This window comes from Streptomyces katrae, from assembly GCF_002028425.1.
Classification (GTDB): Bacteria; Actinomycetota; Actinomycetes; order Streptomycetales; family Streptomycetaceae; genus Streptomyces; species Streptomyces katrae_A.
In genome coordinates this window covers 4,904,264-4,919,406 of record NZ_CP020042.1, presented here as the reverse complement: position 1 = coordinate 4,919,406, position 15,143 = coordinate 4,904,264, and the positions used below count along the sequence as shown (strand labels likewise).

The 15,143-nt window shown below is 73.4% G+C and carries 15 protein-coding genes and 1 pseudogene; 8 read left to right on the top strand and 8 right to left on the bottom strand.

Annotated elements, in window-relative coordinates; all coding sequences use genetic code 11:
• Position 1: 1 nt before the first annotated feature.
• From B4U46_RS22570 to B4U46_RS22555, 4 genes and pseudogenes are all read right to left on the bottom strand, one after another.
• A complete protein-coding gene (locus tag B4U46_RS22570) occupies positions 2 to 373 on the bottom strand; it encodes a TadE/TadG family type IV pilus assembly protein (protein ID WP_079429519.1) in 372 nt (123 codons plus the stop codon).
• Between the two features lie 3 nt (positions 374 to 376).
• Positions 377 to 1,651 carry an AAA family ATPase gene (locus tag B4U46_RS22565; protein WP_079429518.1) on the bottom strand — a complete coding sequence of 425 codons (1,275 nt, stop codon included), beginning with the start codon at positions 1,649 to 1,651 and terminating at the stop codon, positions 377 to 379.
• 7 nt (positions 1,652 to 1,658) lie between these two features.
• Entirely contained in the window at positions 1,659 to 2,360 is a 702-nt protein-coding gene (gene cpaB / locus B4U46_RS22560; protein ID WP_079429517.1) for a Flp pilus assembly protein CpaB, read from the bottom strand.
• Between the two features lie 39 nt (positions 2,361 to 2,399).
• Positions 2,400 to 3,289: pseudogene (locus tag B4U46_RS22555) on the bottom strand (hypothetical protein).
• Between the two features lie 393 nt (positions 3,290 to 3,682).
• On the opposite strand from B4U46_RS22555, the gene B4U46_RS22550 reads away from it, so the two are divergent.
• Complete coding sequence (locus B4U46_RS22550) at positions 3,683 to 5,386, top strand: chitinase (protein ID WP_079429516.1); 1,704 nt, start codon at positions 3,683 to 3,685, stop codon at positions 5,384 to 5,386.
• Between the two features lie 137 nt (positions 5,387 to 5,523).
• On the top strand, positions 5,524 to 6,861 hold the full coding sequence (locus B4U46_RS22545; protein WP_079429515.1) for a M14 family metallopeptidase: 1,338 nt from the start codon (positions 5,524 to 5,526) through the stop codon (positions 6,859 to 6,861).
• A 67-nt stretch (positions 6,862 to 6,928) separates the two neighbouring features.
• Here the strand turns inward: B4U46_RS22545 and B4U46_RS22540 are convergent, their stop codons facing one another.
• Positions 6,929 to 7,336, bottom strand: coding sequence for a RidA family protein (locus B4U46_RS22540; RefSeq protein WP_079429514.1), 408 nt, complete (start codon positions 7,334 to 7,336; stop codon positions 6,929 to 6,931).
• A 220-nt stretch (positions 7,337 to 7,556) separates the two neighbouring features.
• On the opposite strand from B4U46_RS22540, the gene B4U46_RS22535 reads away from it, so the two are divergent.
• The 5 genes from B4U46_RS22535 (at position 7,557) to B4U46_RS22515 (ending at position 12,389) form a co-directional block, all read left to right on the top strand.
• Entirely contained in the window at positions 7,557 to 8,837 is a 1,281-nt protein-coding gene (locus tag B4U46_RS22535; protein ID WP_079429513.1) for an alanine racemase, read from the top strand.
• A 3-nt stretch (positions 8,838 to 8,840) separates the two neighbouring features.
• Positions 8,841 to 10,421 carry an N-acyl-D-amino-acid deacylase family protein gene (locus B4U46_RS22530; protein ID WP_079429512.1) on the top strand — a complete coding sequence of 527 codons (1,581 nt, stop codon included), beginning with the start codon at positions 8,841 to 8,843 and terminating at the stop codon, positions 10,419 to 10,421.
• 61 nt (positions 10,422 to 10,482) lie between these two features.
• Positions 10,483 to 11,493 carry a YdcF family protein gene (locus B4U46_RS22525; RefSeq protein ID WP_079429511.1) on the top strand — a complete coding sequence of 337 codons (1,011 nt, stop codon included), beginning with the start codon at positions 10,483 to 10,485 and terminating at the stop codon, positions 11,491 to 11,493.
• A gap of 104 nt (positions 11,494 to 11,597) precedes the next feature.
• Positions 11,598 to 11,783, top strand: a complete 186-nt coding sequence (locus B4U46_RS22520) for a hypothetical protein (RefSeq protein ID WP_079429510.1) — start codon at positions 11,598 to 11,600, stop codon at positions 11,781 to 11,783.
• 153 nt (positions 11,784 to 11,936) lie between these two features.
• Complete coding sequence (locus B4U46_RS22515; RefSeq protein ID WP_079429509.1) at positions 11,937 to 12,389, top strand: nitroreductase/quinone reductase family protein; 453 nt, start codon at positions 11,937 to 11,939, stop codon at positions 12,387 to 12,389.
• On the opposite strand, the gene B4U46_RS22510 is transcribed toward B4U46_RS22515, so the two are convergent.
• Positions 12,376 to 13,023, bottom strand: a complete 648-nt coding sequence (locus B4U46_RS22510; RefSeq protein WP_079429508.1) for a DUF4386 domain-containing protein — start codon at positions 13,021 to 13,023, stop codon at positions 12,376 to 12,378. The two genes, B4U46_RS22515 and B4U46_RS22510, sit on opposite strands and share 14 nt — an antisense overlap.
• Positions 13,024 to 13,139: 116 nt before the next feature.
• On the opposite strand from B4U46_RS22510, the gene B4U46_RS22505 reads away from it, so the two are divergent.
• Positions 13,140 to 13,811: a TetR/AcrR family transcriptional regulator C-terminal domain-containing protein gene (locus B4U46_RS22505; RefSeq protein ID WP_079429507.1), complete on the top strand. Its 672-nt coding sequence runs from the start codon at positions 13,140 to 13,142 to the stop codon at positions 13,809 to 13,811.
• A gap of 28 nt (positions 13,812 to 13,839) precedes the next feature.
• Here B4U46_RS22505 and B4U46_RS22500 read toward each other — a convergent pair whose 3' ends face one another.
• Together B4U46_RS22500 and B4U46_RS22495 are read right to left on the bottom strand one after the other, a co-directional pair.
• Positions 13,840 to 14,397 carry a GNAT family N-acetyltransferase gene (locus tag B4U46_RS22500; RefSeq protein WP_079429506.1) on the bottom strand — a complete coding sequence of 186 codons (558 nt, stop codon included), beginning with the start codon at positions 14,395 to 14,397 and terminating at the stop codon, positions 13,840 to 13,842.
• A gap of 74 nt (positions 14,398 to 14,471) precedes the next feature.
• A complete protein-coding gene (locus B4U46_RS22495) occupies positions 14,472 to 15,029 on the bottom strand; it encodes a hypothetical protein (protein WP_079429505.1) in 558 nt (185 codons plus the stop codon).
• Positions 15,030 to 15,143 lie beyond the last annotated feature (114 nt).

Below are 15,143 nucleotides of genomic sequence, written 5' to 3'. Positions count from 1 at the left end.
CTCAGTCCTCCTTCTCCACGGCCGCACCGGCCTCGCCGGTGATGGGGACGCCGATGTCCAGGCCGGGGTAGAGGACCGGGACGTTGAGTTTGACCGTCGCCTTGTAGAGGCCGCCGGACTCACCGCACTCCGCCTCCATCCCCCACGCGCCCCCGATGTGCTCGGCGGCAGCCGCCCGGCAGGCGCCGTCCCCGTGCACCGCGCCCGCCCGCGCCCCCTCGTCGGCCGCGTTCCCGGCCAGCGAGAAGGCGTACCCGATCAGGACGCACTCCCACACCGCCGCCACGAGCAGCAGGATCAGCGGGACCATGCCCACGAACTCCAGGGCCACCTGCCCCCGGTCCCGCTCCCGCTCCCCCGGCCACCGGCGCATCCGTCAGCCCTCCCGGCCGCGCCGCAGCCGCGCCACCGGCCCGGCCGCGCGGACCGCCAGGGCCGCGCCGGCGGCGGCCTGCGCGGGAACCGCCGCCCCCGACCGCGGGTCCGACAGCAGGCCCAACTCCCCGGCCAGCGCCCACAGGGCCTGCTTCACCGTGGAGCGGTTGTCCAGGTCCTGCACCCGGCCCGCGTCCACCACCCCCTGGAGCTCCTTGAAGGCGGCGGGGACGGGGGTGCGGGTGGGGCGGGTCTTGGTGATCTTCTCGATCAGCGAGGGCTGGATCTCGGTGTGCTTGCTCCAGCGGTTGACCACCATCGCGGTGTCCTCGGCCTTGCGCACCTGCAGCCGCTCCCACATCCGGACCATCCGCTTGGCCGCCCGCACGGCGACCACGTCCGGGGTGGTGACCAGTACAGCCACGTCCGCCTGCTCGACGGCGGTGGCGTTGGCGCCGGTCACCTGGGTGCCGCAGTCGACCACGACCAGCTCGTAGCGGGCGCGCAGGGCGCTGAGGACCTGCCGGGTGGCGCGTTCGTCCAGCTCCTCGCCGCGCTCCCCCTCCGCCGGGGCCAGCAGCAGCGCCAGGCCGGTGCGGTCCTCGTAGACGGCGTCCTGCAGGACGCGGGGCGAGATGTCCTGGATGCCGGCGAGGTCGGCGATGGAGCGGCGGAACTGGACGTCGAGGTAGGAGCCGACGTCCCCGGCCTGGAGGTCGAGGTCCACCAGGGCCGTGCGGCGCCCGGAGGCCGCCGCGGCGAGGGCGAACTGGACGGCGGTGAAGGTGGTGCCGACGCCGCCCTTGGCCCCGGTGACGGTGACCACCCGGCCGCCCGGCCCGGAGAAGACCTCCGCGCCCCGGCCCAGGTGGCGGCGTACGCCGGCCGACCACTGGGCGGCCGCGCCGACCCGGGCGGCGAGCTCTTCGTAGTGCAGGGGCAGGCCGACGAGGCCCCGCGCGCCGGAGTCCATGGCGGCGGAGAACACCTGGGGCCCGGCGTCCGAGGAGAGCAGGACGACGCCCACCGCCGGGAAGCGCAGGGCGACTTCGCGCACGAGTTCCAGCGCGGGGACGGGCCCGATCCGCTCGTGGACGAGGACCACCTCGGGGAGCTCGTCGACGGACTCGGCGGCGAGCCGGCCCAGGGTGTCGAGGAGGGCGGTCGAGTCGGGGACGGGCGGGGCGGGCTCGGCGTCCGGGAGCTGGCTGAGCAGGGCGACGATGGAGCGGGCGGCGTCGGCGTCGCCGGCCGCGGGGAGGATTCGAGTGGTCATCCGCGCCTCACTTGTCCCCGTCGAGGGTGTACGTGCGGTCGGTCGGGCTGGGGGCGGAGTCGGTGCCGGGGGCGACGAGGGCCAGGCGGACGTGCTCCGCGAAGGACTCCGCGTAGGCGACCCGCTGGGTGTCCTTGGTGCCCAGGGCAAAGGTGATCGGGACGGCCTCGGCGGGGCCCTTCTTGTCGCTGTCCTTGTCGAGGGCGGTGAGCTTGCCGACGCCCAGGACGCGGGCGTTGGCGACGATGATCACGGAGCGGGCGGGGTCGGAGTCCTTGGCGCCCTTGAAGGTGGCGATGATGTTGACCTTGGCACCGGAGGTGATCTTGCCGGCCACCCCGGTGGCCGCGTCGATCATGATGGCGATCTCCTGCTCCCCGGGCTGGAGCTTTGGTTGGTCGACGAACATGTCGCTCTGGAGCAGGGAGCCCTTCTTCAGGGTGGTGAGCGCGATCTTGCCCCGGAGGGCGGCGAGGTCGCTGACGGCGGTGTCCGACAGCCACCGCTTGGGGACCTTGACCTCCTCGAACTGCCCGGCGCTCAGGGCGCTGTAGGGGGCGATGTCGCCCTTGACGCGGTACGCGACGACCTCGGCGCCGACCTTCGAGTTGACGTCGCCGATCACCACGAGCACCCCGGCGAACGCCGCGAGGGCGCACACGGCCGACAGGAGCAGCAGGATGACGCCGCGGCGCTGGCGTGAGTTCATGAGCCGTCTTACCTCGCCGTTCTTCGTTCGTTCGGGCGGTCAGGAGCCGGTTGCGGCGCGGGCCCGGGGGGCGGCGCCGTCCTCGGGCGGTGGGGCGGCGATCGGGGCGGCGCAGAAGCCGCAGCGGTCGCCGATGAGCTCGAAGCCGCACCAGCGGCACTGCTCGCGGCGGACCGAGGCGACGAGCTGGTAGAGGACGGAGACGTCCGGGATGGCGGCGGCGAACTCGACCAGCTTGGGGGTGGCCCACCAGCGCGCGGAGTCGGCCGGGAGCGGGTTCTCCATGACCCCCTGCACCTTCCAGGCGGGGGCCAGTTCGGCGGTGACCCAGTCGGAGGCGAGCTGGCCGCGCGCGAAGGTGAGGTGGGTGGCGAAGGCGGGGCCGGGGGCAGGACGCCGCCGTGGGCGGGGGCCGCGGCGGCGCCGATCCTGGCCAGGTGCGGCTGGGGGTGGGCGAGTACGGCGAACTGGGCGCTCGGCGACCAGGAGCGGGCGTGGGCCTTGAGCCCGACGGGGATCCGGTCGAGTTTGGCGACGCTGCCCAGCACCGCGCCCGCGTAGATGTAGTGGGACAGCAGCCGGGCGGCGGAGGCGAGCACTCCGGGGCTGAAGTCGCTGACGGTGAGCTGGCGCAGCTGACGGGCCAGCACGGCCGTGCCCAGGGGCGGGAGGTCGATGTCGAGGAGCGCGATCCGGTCGGTCTCCAGGATGGCCCGTACGGTGTGCAGCCGGCGGACGGTGGCCGGGGGCAGCCAGGGCGGCACGAGGGCCACGAGGTGGCCGTGGCGCTCCAGCAGGGCGGTGGTCTCGGCGAGCGCGCCCTCCAGGTCGGCCTCGCCGGGAGGGCGCAGGACGGCGGCTCCCGGGGTGTGCCGGTCGGGGGCCGGCAGCACCAGATCGGCACTGGTGACAGCGATGGCGGTCGGCACGCGAATCCCCCCGTTCACCCTGTACGCGGCGGCCGTTCCCCGGGCCGTCACGTACGCGCGCGCACGCCGGGGCGTATGCGCGGTACTGCGCGACCGCAAACGCCGGCGCGCCTTCCCCCTTGCTCCAGCACCATATCCGCGTCTCCCCTGGCCGGTCAGGGGCTTGGGGATTCCCGTGCCAGAAGCACATGTCACAGGTGACGAAAAACCCGGACAACAGGGATCCGCAGCCCGTTCATTTCAAGCCACTTCGCAAACACTCTTGACACCGGGATTGGTCTGGACCAACTTGGCTGCGCCAGCCCTTGGCCGCGGGGAACCCCACTCCCCCTCCCTCGGGACCCTTCGAACTCCCTTCCGCTCCACCCCCTTCACTCCCCCCACGGAGCCCACGTGAACCGCATACGCTCCCTCGCCCTGCCCATCGCCGCCACCCTCGCCGCCGGCGCCCTCACCGCCCTCGCGGCGGGACCGGCCCAGGCCGCCGACATCAACGTCGCCCGCAACGGAGGCTTCGAGTCGGGCCTCTCCGACTGGACCTGCTCCGGCGGCTCCGGCGCCGCCGTCCCCTCGCCCGTCTACGCCGGCTCGGGCGCCCTGCGCGCCACCCCGGCGGGCCAGGACAACGCCCAGTGCAGCCAGACCGTCACGGTCAAGCCGAATTCCACGTACACCCTCGGTGCCCAGGTGCAGGGCTCGTACGTCTATCTGGGCGCGACCGGCACCGGCACCCAGGACGTCTCCACCTGGACCCCCGGATCGGGCGGCGGCTGGCAGAAGCTGTCGACCACCTTCACCACCGGACCGAACACCACCCGGGTGACCGTCTGGACGCACGGCTGGTACGGCCAGCCGGCCTACGTCGTGGACGAGTTCAGCGTCTTCGGTCCCGACGGGGGCGGCGGCACCGACCCCGGCCCGAGCGTCCCCGGCGACCCCTCGGCGGCCACGGTTTCCGGCCAGGGCGACAGCTCGCTCACCCTTTCGTGGAACGCGGTCAGCGGGGCGAGCGGCTATTACGTCTATCAGGACGGTGCCCGCGTCCAGACGGTCACCGCCGCCTCCACGCAGATCACCGGGCTCGCCGCCGCCACCTCGTACTCCTTCCAGGTGAGCGCGTACAACGCGGCCGGCGAGGGGCCCAAGTCCCCGCCGGTCACCGGCACCACCACCGGCGGCGGGGGCAACCCCAACCCCAACCCCAACCCGTCCGTGCCCCGGCACGCCCTGACGGGCTACTGGCAGAACTTCGACAACGGGGCGACCGTCCAGAAGCTCTCCGACGTCTCCGCCCAGTACGACATCATCGCCGTCTCCTTCGCCGACGCCACGACCACGCCCGGCGCGATCGCCTTCAACCTGGACTCGGCCGGCCTCGGCGGCTACACGGTCGCGCAGTTCAAGGCCGACATCGCCGCGAAGAAGGCGGCCGGCAAGTCCGTGATCCTGTCCATCGGCGGTGAGAAGGGCACGATCTCGGTCAACGACTCCGCCTCCGCGGCGAACCTGGCGAACTCGGCCTGGGCGCTGATGCAGGAGTACGGGTTCAGCGGGATCGACATCGACCTGGAGAACGGCCTCAACCCGACCTACATGACCCAGGCGCTGCGCTCCCTGGCCGCGAAGGCGGGCCCCTCGCTGGTCCTGACGATGGCCCCGCAGACCATCGACATGCAGTCCACGCAGGGCGGGTACTTCAAGACCGCCCTCGCCGTGAAGGACATCCTCACCGTCGTGAACATGCAGTACTACAACAGCGGCGCGATGAACGGCTGCGACGGCAAGGTCTACTCCCAGGGCTCGGTGGACTTCCTGACGGCGCTGGCCTGCATCCAGCTGGAGGGCGGGCTCGACCCCTCCCAGGTGGGCATCGGCGTCCCGGCCTCCCCCAGCGGCGCGGGCAGCGGCTACGTCTCGCCGACGGTCGTGAACAACGCCCTGGACTGCCTGGCGCGGGGCACGAACTGCGGGTCCTTCAAGCCGTCGAAGACCTACCCGGGGCTGCGCGGGGCGATGACCTGGTCGACGAACTGGGACGCCAAGGCGGGTAGTACCTGGTCCAACGCGGTGGGTCCGAAGGTCCACGGGCTGCCGTAGGCGGTAGGTGTGTGGGGGTGGCCGATTCGGTCCGGTGCGCAGCGCCGGGTACGCCCGGGGCTATTGACCGGGACATGCCACAAGAGCACGCTGTGCGCGTCCGCACGGCTACCCCCACACTCCACCCAGGAGAACGCATGCGGCTCCACACCCGCCGGAGGGCCGCCGTCACGGCCGCCCTGCTGGCGCTCGCGCTCGGCGCTCCCGCCTACGGAATGAGCGCGACGGCAGCACCGCCGCCCACCCCCTCGACGGCGACCGAGGACGAGGCGATCGTCCAGTACGAGGTCCAGGGCCCGTCCACGGCCGCCGAACGCACGGCCCTGCTGAGCAGCGGGGTCTCCATCGACGAGGTCGACGCCCGCTCGGTCGTGGTCAGCGCGACCCCGGCGCAGGCCAAGGCCCTGCGCACCCGCGGCTACCGGCTCAACGCCCTGGCCGGCCCGCCCGACCGCTCCGAGCGGGGGGTCGCGAACCGTCCGATGGACTTCCCGTCGGCGGACTCCAAGTACCACAACTACGCCGAGGCGAGCGCGGAGATCGACCAGCGGATCGCCCAGTACCCCGGGATCATGAGCAAGCAGGTCATCGGGAAGTCGTACCAGGGCCGGGACATCGTCGCGATCAAGATCAGCGACAACGTCGGCACGGACGAGAACGAGCCCGAGGTGCTCTTCACCGCCCACCAGCACGCGCGCGAGCACCTGACCGTCGAAATGGCGCTGTACCTGCTCCAGGAGTTCGGCTCCAAGTACGGCAGCGACTCCCGCATCACCAACATGGTCAACAACCGCGAGATCTGGATCGTCCCGGACCTCAACCCGGACGGCGGCGAGTACGACATCGCCACCGGCTCCTACCGCTCCTGGCGCAAGAACCGCCAGCCCAACTCCGGCTCCACGGCCGTGGGCACCGACCTCAACCGCAACTGGGACTACAAGTGGGGCTGCTGCGGCGGCTCCAGCAGCAGCAAGAGCTCCGAGACCTACCGCGGGCCCTCGGCCGCCTCGGCGCCCGAGGTCAAGGTGGTCTCCGACTTCGTGCGCAGCCGGATCGTCGGCGGCAAGCAGCAGATCAAGGCCGCGATCGACTTCCACACCTACAGCGAGCTCGTGCTGTGGCCCTTCGGGTGGACGTACAACGACACCGCGCCGGGCCTGACCGCGGACGACCTCGCGGTGTACAAGAAGATCGGTACGAGCATGGCCGCCAGCAACGGCTACACGCCGGAGCAGTCCAGCGACCTGTACATCACCGACGGCACGATCGACGACTGGCTGTGGGGCACCCAGAAGATCTTCGCCTACACCTTCGAGATGTACCCGTCCGACACCGGCGGGGGCGGCGGCTTCTACCCGCCCGACGAGGTCATCGACCGTGAGACGGCCCGCAACAAGGACGCGGTGCTCCAGCTGCTGGAGAACGCGGACTGCATGTACCGGTCGATCGGCAAGGAAGCCCAGTACTGCGCGTAGGCGCGGCGCGGCCGGCCGGCCCGGGGCGCCCCACCGCCAGGGGGGCGCCCCTCCCTCGTGCTCCGGGTCAGCCGAGCACCGCGAGGGCGTCGATCTCGATCAGCAGGCCGGCGGGCAGGCCGACGTACACCGTGGTGCGGGCGGCGGGCACCTTGACCGCCTGCTCGTCGAAGTACGCGTTGTAGATCTCGTTCATCTCGGCGAAGTGGGCGGTGTCGGTCAGGTAGACGCGGATCATCATGGCGTCGTCCCAGCTCGCGCCGCCCGCCTCCAGCACGGAACGGACGTTCTCCAGCGTCTGGAGGGTCTGCTCGCGCAGGGTCGGCCCGGCGACGGCGGGCGCCTGCCCGGCGACGGCGGGAAGGTAGCCGACCTGGCCGGCGACCTGGAGGATGTTGCCCTTGCGCACGCCGTGCGAGAACTTCGCGGGGGCGGCGGGGTGGGAGTCGGGGGTGACGGCGGTCTTCTCGCTCACGGAGTCCTCTGCTGGGGTCGATGGGGTGTGCTGCCACCTTGATGGTGTCAGCGCCACGACGTGCCGGTGACCGGCGTTCGAGCGGTTCGCTAGGGCCTGGCCCCCGTCGGGCCGGGTGGCCGCCGCGGCAGGGGTGGGCCCCGGACGGAACCGGCGGCGTTGACCCCCCGTCGTCACCGGTGTTACACCACAGGCACCACCCGCACCATCAGGAGGCCCCATGCCCAGCGACGCCGTCCGACGCCTCGCCGCCGAACCCGTCGACCACCGTTTCAAGGGCCTTCCCCCGGACGCCGAGGCCGCCGGCCTGACCGTCGGTGAGCTGGCCGCGCAGGCCAGGGACCTGTACTCCGGCGGGTTCACCACCCCCGTGCTGACCCTGGACGCCGACGCCCTCGCCCACAACCTCACCGTCCTCGGCGCGTACGCAGCCCGCCACCACCTGGCCTTCGCCCCGCACGGCAAGACCTGCATGGCCCCCCAGCTGTTCGAGCGCCAGCTCGACCACGGAGCCTGGGGCATCACCGCCGCCGTGCCCCACCAGGCCCGCGTCTACCGGGCCTTCGGGATCCAGCGGATCTTCCTCGCCAACGAGCTCGTCGACCCCGCCGCCCTGCGCTGGGTCGCCGCCGAGCTCGCGGCCGACCCCGGCTTCCGGTTCGTCTGCTACGTCGACTCCGTGCGCGGGGTCCAGCTCATGGACCGGGCCCTCCAGGGGCAGGGCGCCCGGGTGGACGTCGTGGTCGAGCTCGGCGCCGGCGAGGGGGCCCGCACCGGGGCCCGCAGCGACGAGGACTGCCGGGCCGTCGCCGACGCCGTCGCCGCCACGGCCACCCTGCGCCTCGTCGGCATCGCCGGGTACGAGGCCGAGGTGCCCGACGCCGACCCGGAGAAGGTGCACGCCTGGCTGCGCCGGCTCACCGGGCTCGCCGTGGAGTTCGACAAGGCCGGGCGCTTCGGGGACACCGTCGAGGAGATCGTCGTCAGCGCCGGCGGCTCCGCCTGGTTCGACGCCGTAGCCGACGTCTTCGGGGAACTCCCCGAGCTGTCCCGGCCCGTGCTCAAGCTGCTGCGCTCCGGCGCGTACGTCTCCCACGACCACGGCTGGTACACCCGCCTCACCCCCTTCAACCGGGTCCCGGAGGAGGGCGGGCTGCGCCCCGCCTTCCGGCTCTGGACGCAGGTCGTCTCCCGCCCCTCCCCCACCCAGGCCTTCGTCAACGCCGGCAAGCGCGACATCGCCTACGACCTCGGGCTGCCCGAGGCCGAGCTCGTACGGGACGCGTCCACGGGCGAGGAGCGGGCCGCCACCGGGGTGCGGGTGGTGAAGCTGTCGGACCAGCACGCCTGGCTGGAGACCGACTCCGCCGAGGACGTGCAGGTCGGCGACTGGGTGGCGCTCGGGATGTCGCACCCCTGCACCATCTTCGAGAAGTGGCCGCTGATCCCGGTGGTCAGCGCCGACGGGGCGGTGCGCGAGTACGTGCGGACCTTCTTCTAGGGCATGGACCTGGTCATCCGGGGGGCCCGGGTCGCCGACGGCACCGGCGGGCCCTCCTACCTCGCCGACGTCGGCGTGCACGAGGGGCGGATCGCCGCCGTCGGGCGGCTGCCCGGCGGCGGGCGGCGGACCGTCGACGCGTACGGGCTCGTCCTCGCGCCCGGGTTCGTCGACATGCACGCCCACAGCGACCTCGCGCTGCTCCGCGACCCGGACCACGCGGCGAAGGCCGCCCAGGGGGTGACCCTGGAAGTCCTCGGCCAGGACGGGCTGTCGTACGCGCCCGTGGACGACCGGACGCTGGCACAGGTGCGGACGGCGATCGCAGGATGGAACGGGGCCGGGGACGACGTCGTGTTCGACTGGAGGACGGTCGGGGAGTACCTCGACCGGCTGGACCGGGCCCACGGCGGACAGGGCTGCGCGGTGAACGCCGCCTACCTCGTGCCGCAGGGGACCGTCCGGGCGCACGTGCTCGGCTGGGAGGACCGGCCGGCCACCCCCGCCGAGACCGGCCGGATGCGGCGGCTGGTCGCCGAAGGGCTCCAGGACGGCGCCGTCGGGCTGTCCTCCGGGCTGACCTACACCCCCGGCATGTACGCCTCCGGGTCCGAACTCGCCGCGCTGTGCGAGGTCGTGGCCCGCTACGGCGGCTACTACTGCCCGCACCACCGCTCGTACGGGCACGGCGCCCTCGCCGCCTACGCCGAGATGCTGGACCTCGCCCGGGAGACCGGCTGCGCCCTGCACCTGGCGCACGCCACCCTGAACTTCGCGGAGAACGAGGGCCGGGCCCCCGAGCTGCTGGCCCTGCTGGACGGGGCACTCGCCGAGGGGACCGACGTCAGCCTCGACAGCTACCCCTACACCCCCGGCTGCACCAGCCTCTCCGCCCTCCTGCCCGGCTGGGCGCACGAGGGCGGTCCCCGCGCGCTGCTGGCCCGGCTGGCCGACGACGCCACCGCCGAGCGGATCCGGTACGCACTGGAGGTTCAGGGGTCCGACGGGTGCCACGGGGTGCCGGTGGACTGGGCGTCGGTCGAGGTGTCGGGGACGGCCGACCCCGCGTACGCGCACCGGGTCGGCACCCGCCTCGACGGCTGGGAGGGGGCGCGCCGGCTGCTGCTGGGCGACCGGCTGGGCACGACCGTCCTCCAGCACGTGGGGCACGAGGAGAACGTCCGGACGATCATGCGCCACCGGGTCCACACCGGCGGCTCCGACGGCATCCTGCACGGCGCGAAGCCGCACCCCAGGGCGTACGGCACCTTCCCGCACTACCTCGGCCACTACGTGCGCGAGCTGGGCGTGCTGTCGCTGGAGGAGTGCGTGGCGCACCTGTCGGGCCGGCCGGCGGCGCGGCTGCGGCTGCCGGACCGGGGGCTGGTGCGCGAGGGGTACCGGGCCGACCTGGTGCTCTTCGACCCCGGAACGGTCGCGGCGGGGTCCACGTACGAGGAACCGCGCAGGCTGCCCACCGGCATCCCGCACGTGCTGGTCGACGGGCGGTTCGTGATGCGGGACGGGCGCCGCACGGACGTGCTGGCGGGGCGGTCCGTCCGCAGAACGCCCTTCCGGCGGTAGGGGGTTCCGGCAGGAATTCCGTCCCGGCGGCGGGCCGCGGGCGGCACATACGATGAACGGCATGGCCGCCTTCGCCCTCCCCGCCCTCCTGCTCCTCGCCCTGTGCGTCAGCGCGTACAAGGACCGCCGCCGCTTCCGCAACGCGGTGCTGTTCGGCCTGACGTTCATCACCTTCTCGGCCGCCCTGCTCTTCCAGGTGACGGCCCTGCCGGGCTGGGCGGCGCTGACGATCATCGCGCTCGCGTTCGCCGCGCCCACCGTGGGCACGATGGTCATCGGGGGCTTCCTGATAGCCAACGGCGTGACGATGGTCCGCAAGGAGGGACGCCGCCCGGCCAACCTGCTGTCGATGCTGGCGGGGCTCGGGATCTTCGGGATGATCGCGCTGCTGATCGCCGTCCCGATGTTCCACTCCGTCGTCCTGACCGGGGCGGCGGCGACGCTGACCCTGGTCGTGGCCTATGTGGCGTTCGTCTTCCTGTGCTTCCTCGGGTACGCCTTCCTCTACGGCCGGATCAAGGTCCGCGGGGACGTCGACCACGTGGTGATGCTGGGCTCCGGGCTGATCGGCGGGGACCGGGTGCCGCCGCTGCTGGCCTCGCGGCTGCGCAAGGGGCAGGAGATCTACGCGGCCCAGCTGGCCCGGGGCGCGCGCCCCCCGGTGCTGCTGACCTCGGGCGGCAAGGGGTCGGACGAGCGGGTCGCGGAGGCGCGGGCGATGGCGGACTGGCTGATCGCCGAGGGGGTTCCGGCGGAGCACATCACGCTGGAGGACCGCTCGCGCACGACCGAGGAGAACATGCTGTTCTCGAAGGAGATCATGCTGGCGGACGACGCGGGCTACCGGTGCGTGGTGGTCACCAACAACTTCCACGCCTTCCGGGCCGCGATGATGGCCCGCAAGGCGGGGGTCAACGGGCAGGTGGTGGGCTCGCCGACGGCCCGCTACTTCCTGCCGAGCGCGACCTTGCGCGAGTTCGTCGCGGTGTTCTGGGAGCACCGGGCGGTCAACCTGTCGATCTGCGGGCTGCTGATCGCGATCGGCACGGCGGCGACGCTCGCCGCGGCCTGAGCCGCCGCCCGAGGCGGGGCCCGAGGCGGGGTTCTCGGCCCCGAAGTGCGTTCTTGGACCCGGGGCCGGAGGATGGGGGCCTGGGACACCGTAGGAGGTCTCCGATGGACAGTGAAACCAACGAGCAGCCCACCCGGTCGGACCGGCTCTTCACCGGCGGTGAGCGGCCGTACGACCCCGAGGACCTGGTGATGGCGACCGGCCACGACCCGACTCCGGAGCGGGTCGAGAAGGCGCGGCAGCTGATCGCCGAGAAGGGTCCGTCCGTCATCGAGCGCTACCTGCCGTAGCCGGCTTCCGGCCGGATGCGCTGCTGTGGGCCACGGCCCGGGGTCGCCCCCGGGCCGTGGCCCGCTTCGTGCGCAGGTGCGGGACGGGCGCGGCGCATCCAGACTCGGGGGAGGCTCGTTAGCCGGAGTGGGGGGACGCCCTACGGAGGTTTGATGAACAGCGTCGCCCTCGCCGTCGACTGGGACCACCCCACGGACCCCCGCCCGGGGCCGCGGCTGGAACACGTGCGGACGTACGTGTCGAGCGGCGGCACGGACGGTCACCTGTGGCACGGGGTCCCCACCCTGCTGCTGACCACCCTGGACCGGGCCTCCGGCCGGGCGGTGCGCACCCCGCTGGTCTACGGGCGGGACGCGGGCCGGCTGCTGGTGGTGGCCGCCGGTACGGGCGGTCCGCACCACCCGTCCTGGTACGGCAACCTCGTCGCGCACCCGGAGGTCCGCGTCCAGGTCGGCACGGCGGCCTTCCCGGCCTGGGCGCGGACGGCGGGTCCGCAGGAGCGGGAGACGTACTGGGAGGCCATGACGGCGCTGTGGCCCCTCTTCGACGACCACCAGGCCACGGCCCGGCCCCGGGAGCTCCCGCTGGTGATCATCGAGGGCTGACGGCGGTGCGCCGGAAGCCGCGGGCGACGAGCCAGAGGGCGAGGGAGACCTCCCAGGCGAAGACCGGGAGCGCGGCGAGCGAGCCGGGCACGGAGAGCTGGGCGTAGAGCCCGGACAGCACGGCGACGGCCGAGGCGCAGATCAGCGGGCCTCCGACCAGGCCGAGGACGGCGATGGGCCGGGGCACGAGCCGGGAGCGGTACATGAGCGCGGCCAGCAGGGCGGTGTTCAGCCCGAGGAAGAGGTTGGGGCCGAGCAGGAACGTCCAGTCGTGCACGGCCACCAGCACCGTGGCGACGGCGTCCGCCCCTGGCCCGGCCGGCTCGCGGCGCAGGGTGACCAGGGCCAGTACGGCCACGATCCCGAACAGGATGAGCACCGCTTCCAGCAGGCGGGCGCAGAGGTAGCCGAGGGCGGCCGTCCCGCCCCAGCGGCGGACGACGGGGAACAGGGTCACGGCGGTGCCGGCGACGGCGGCCACCAGGACCAGTTCGCACAGGGCCCCGAGCACCGCCCGGCCGTCGGCCCCGGCCCCCTCCCCGGTGAGCAGGGGGCGGTAGAGGACCGCCCCGGCGATCGCGGCGGCCTCGGTCAGCAGGAACAGCACGCCTGCCGTGACGGCGGTCCTTCTCATGTCCCGGTCCCTCCCTCCATGAGGTGTACGGCGTACACCTCCCTGTCCTGCCCCAGACCATAGGTGTACGGCGTACACTCGTCAAGGCGCGGACGGACACATGAGGAGGACAGGGGATGACGCGGCTGAACCGGGAGCGGGTGCTGCGGGCCGCCGTCTCGCTCGCCGACGAGGGCGGGATCGAGTCGCTGAGCATGCGCAGGCTGGCGCAGGAGCTGGACGTCGTACCGATGGCGCTCTACAAGCACGTGGCCAACAAGGAGCAGCTGCTCGACGGCATGGTCGACGCCGTCGTCGGGGAGATCGAGCTCCCCGACGACCGCTCGGACTGGCGGGAGGCGGTACGGGGGCGGGTGCTGTCGGCGCGGCGGGTGCTGCTGCGCCACCGCTGGGCGTACCGGGTGATCGAGTCGCGCAGCGCGCCGACGCCGGCGGTGCTGGGGTACCTGGACTCGATGATCGGGGTGCTGCGGGGCGGCGGGCTCTCCGCCGACCTGGCCCACCACGCGATGCACGCGCTGGGCAGCCGGGTCCTGGGGTTCAGCCAGGAGCTGTTCGACGCCTCGGGCGGCGGGGCGGGCGACGGCGCGAGCGGCGGGGCGCCCCCGGATCCGGCGCTGGCGGAGCGCTTCCCGCACATCGCGGAGCTGGCCGGGGCGGCCGCGCACGACGCGGGCTCGGTGGTGGGCGGCGGCTGCGACGACCAGTTCGAGTTCGAGTTCGCGCTGGACCTGCTGCTGGACGGCTTCGAGCGGCTCCGCGCGGCGGGCTGGACCTCGGCCCGCTAGAGACGGCCCCGGGGGGCCGTGCCGCCGGTCAGGCCCCGGCGGCGGTGGCGACGGCGTGGTAGGTGCGGTCCGCGACGGTGTAGTCGCCGAGCGGGGTCATGCCGAGGGCGTCCACGTGGACGCGCCAGGAGGGCGCGTTGCCCGCCTCGATGAAGGCGACCAGGGCCTCGGCGCGGCCCGCCGACGTCTCCACGGCCATGGCGAACAGGCCCCGGGCCACCCCGTGCCCGCGGAAGGCGGCGTCGACCACCACCGGCCCGTACAGCAGCCACGGCACCTCATCCAGCGGACGCCCCCGCCAGGCGAGGCCGGACTGGGCCCGCAGCAGTCCGGTGACCGCCGCCGGCGGGTCGGCCATGTCGGCGGCGACGGACAGCGCGAGCAGCCCGGCGATGCGGCCCTCCCCGTCGTCGGCCACCAGCAGCTCGTCGGCGGCGGCCATGTCGCGCAGGGTGGCGGCGTCGAAGGTGCCCTGGACGAAGCCCTGCGCGGTGCGCTGCTCCTCGGTCAGGGCGTCGTGGTGGTTGGCGGCGAAGAGCCGGGCCAGGGCGGGCGCGTCGGCCTCGGTGGCGTATCGGTAGCGCATGGCGCCGATGCTGTCACGGCGGCCGGGGCGCGCGGCCGCGCCGCCGCCCGGGATGTCACCTCACCGGGGTCCGGTCAGGTGTTGGTGTTGAGGAAGCCGATGACGACCGCGCCCCACCAGCAGGCCTGGGACACCAGGGCGGTCACCCCGCCCCAGAGCAGCAGCCCGCGGCCCGCCTCGCCCTCGGCGGCTTCCAGGCGGCGGCCCAGCAGGCCGGCCTGGAGGCCGTTGACGGTGAGGCCGGCGACCAGGCCGAGCTTGGTGAGGGTCAGCGGGGAGTGGACGTCGGGGTGGAGCATCAGCCCGCTGACCACGAGCCCGCCCAGGCCGGCCCAGATCGGCACGTGCAGGCGGGCGGTCGCGGCGACCACCTCGCCCAGGGTGCAGCGGCCGGTGGCCCACAGCAGCCCGTGGTAGTCGGCGGAGAGCACCGCACCGAAGCCGAGGACCAGGGAGGCGAGGTGCGCGAAGAGCGCGGCGGAGTGCATCGCCGCGTCGGCCCGCACGTGCAGGGAGCACCACAGCCCCGCCGCCAGGACGACCAGCGCGCACAGCGCGCCCGCCGCCACGGTCCACCAGGAGTCGTACAGGCGGACGGGGCGGGGGGCGAGTCTGGCGGCCGGCGAGGACATGCGGGTGGCTCCGGGGGAAACGGGGCGCGGCACGGTCTGCCGCGTCAAAGCAAGGTAAGGCTCACCTAAAGTCCCCCGTCCGTCAATCCGGGTCCACGGGCCGTAACCGTGAGC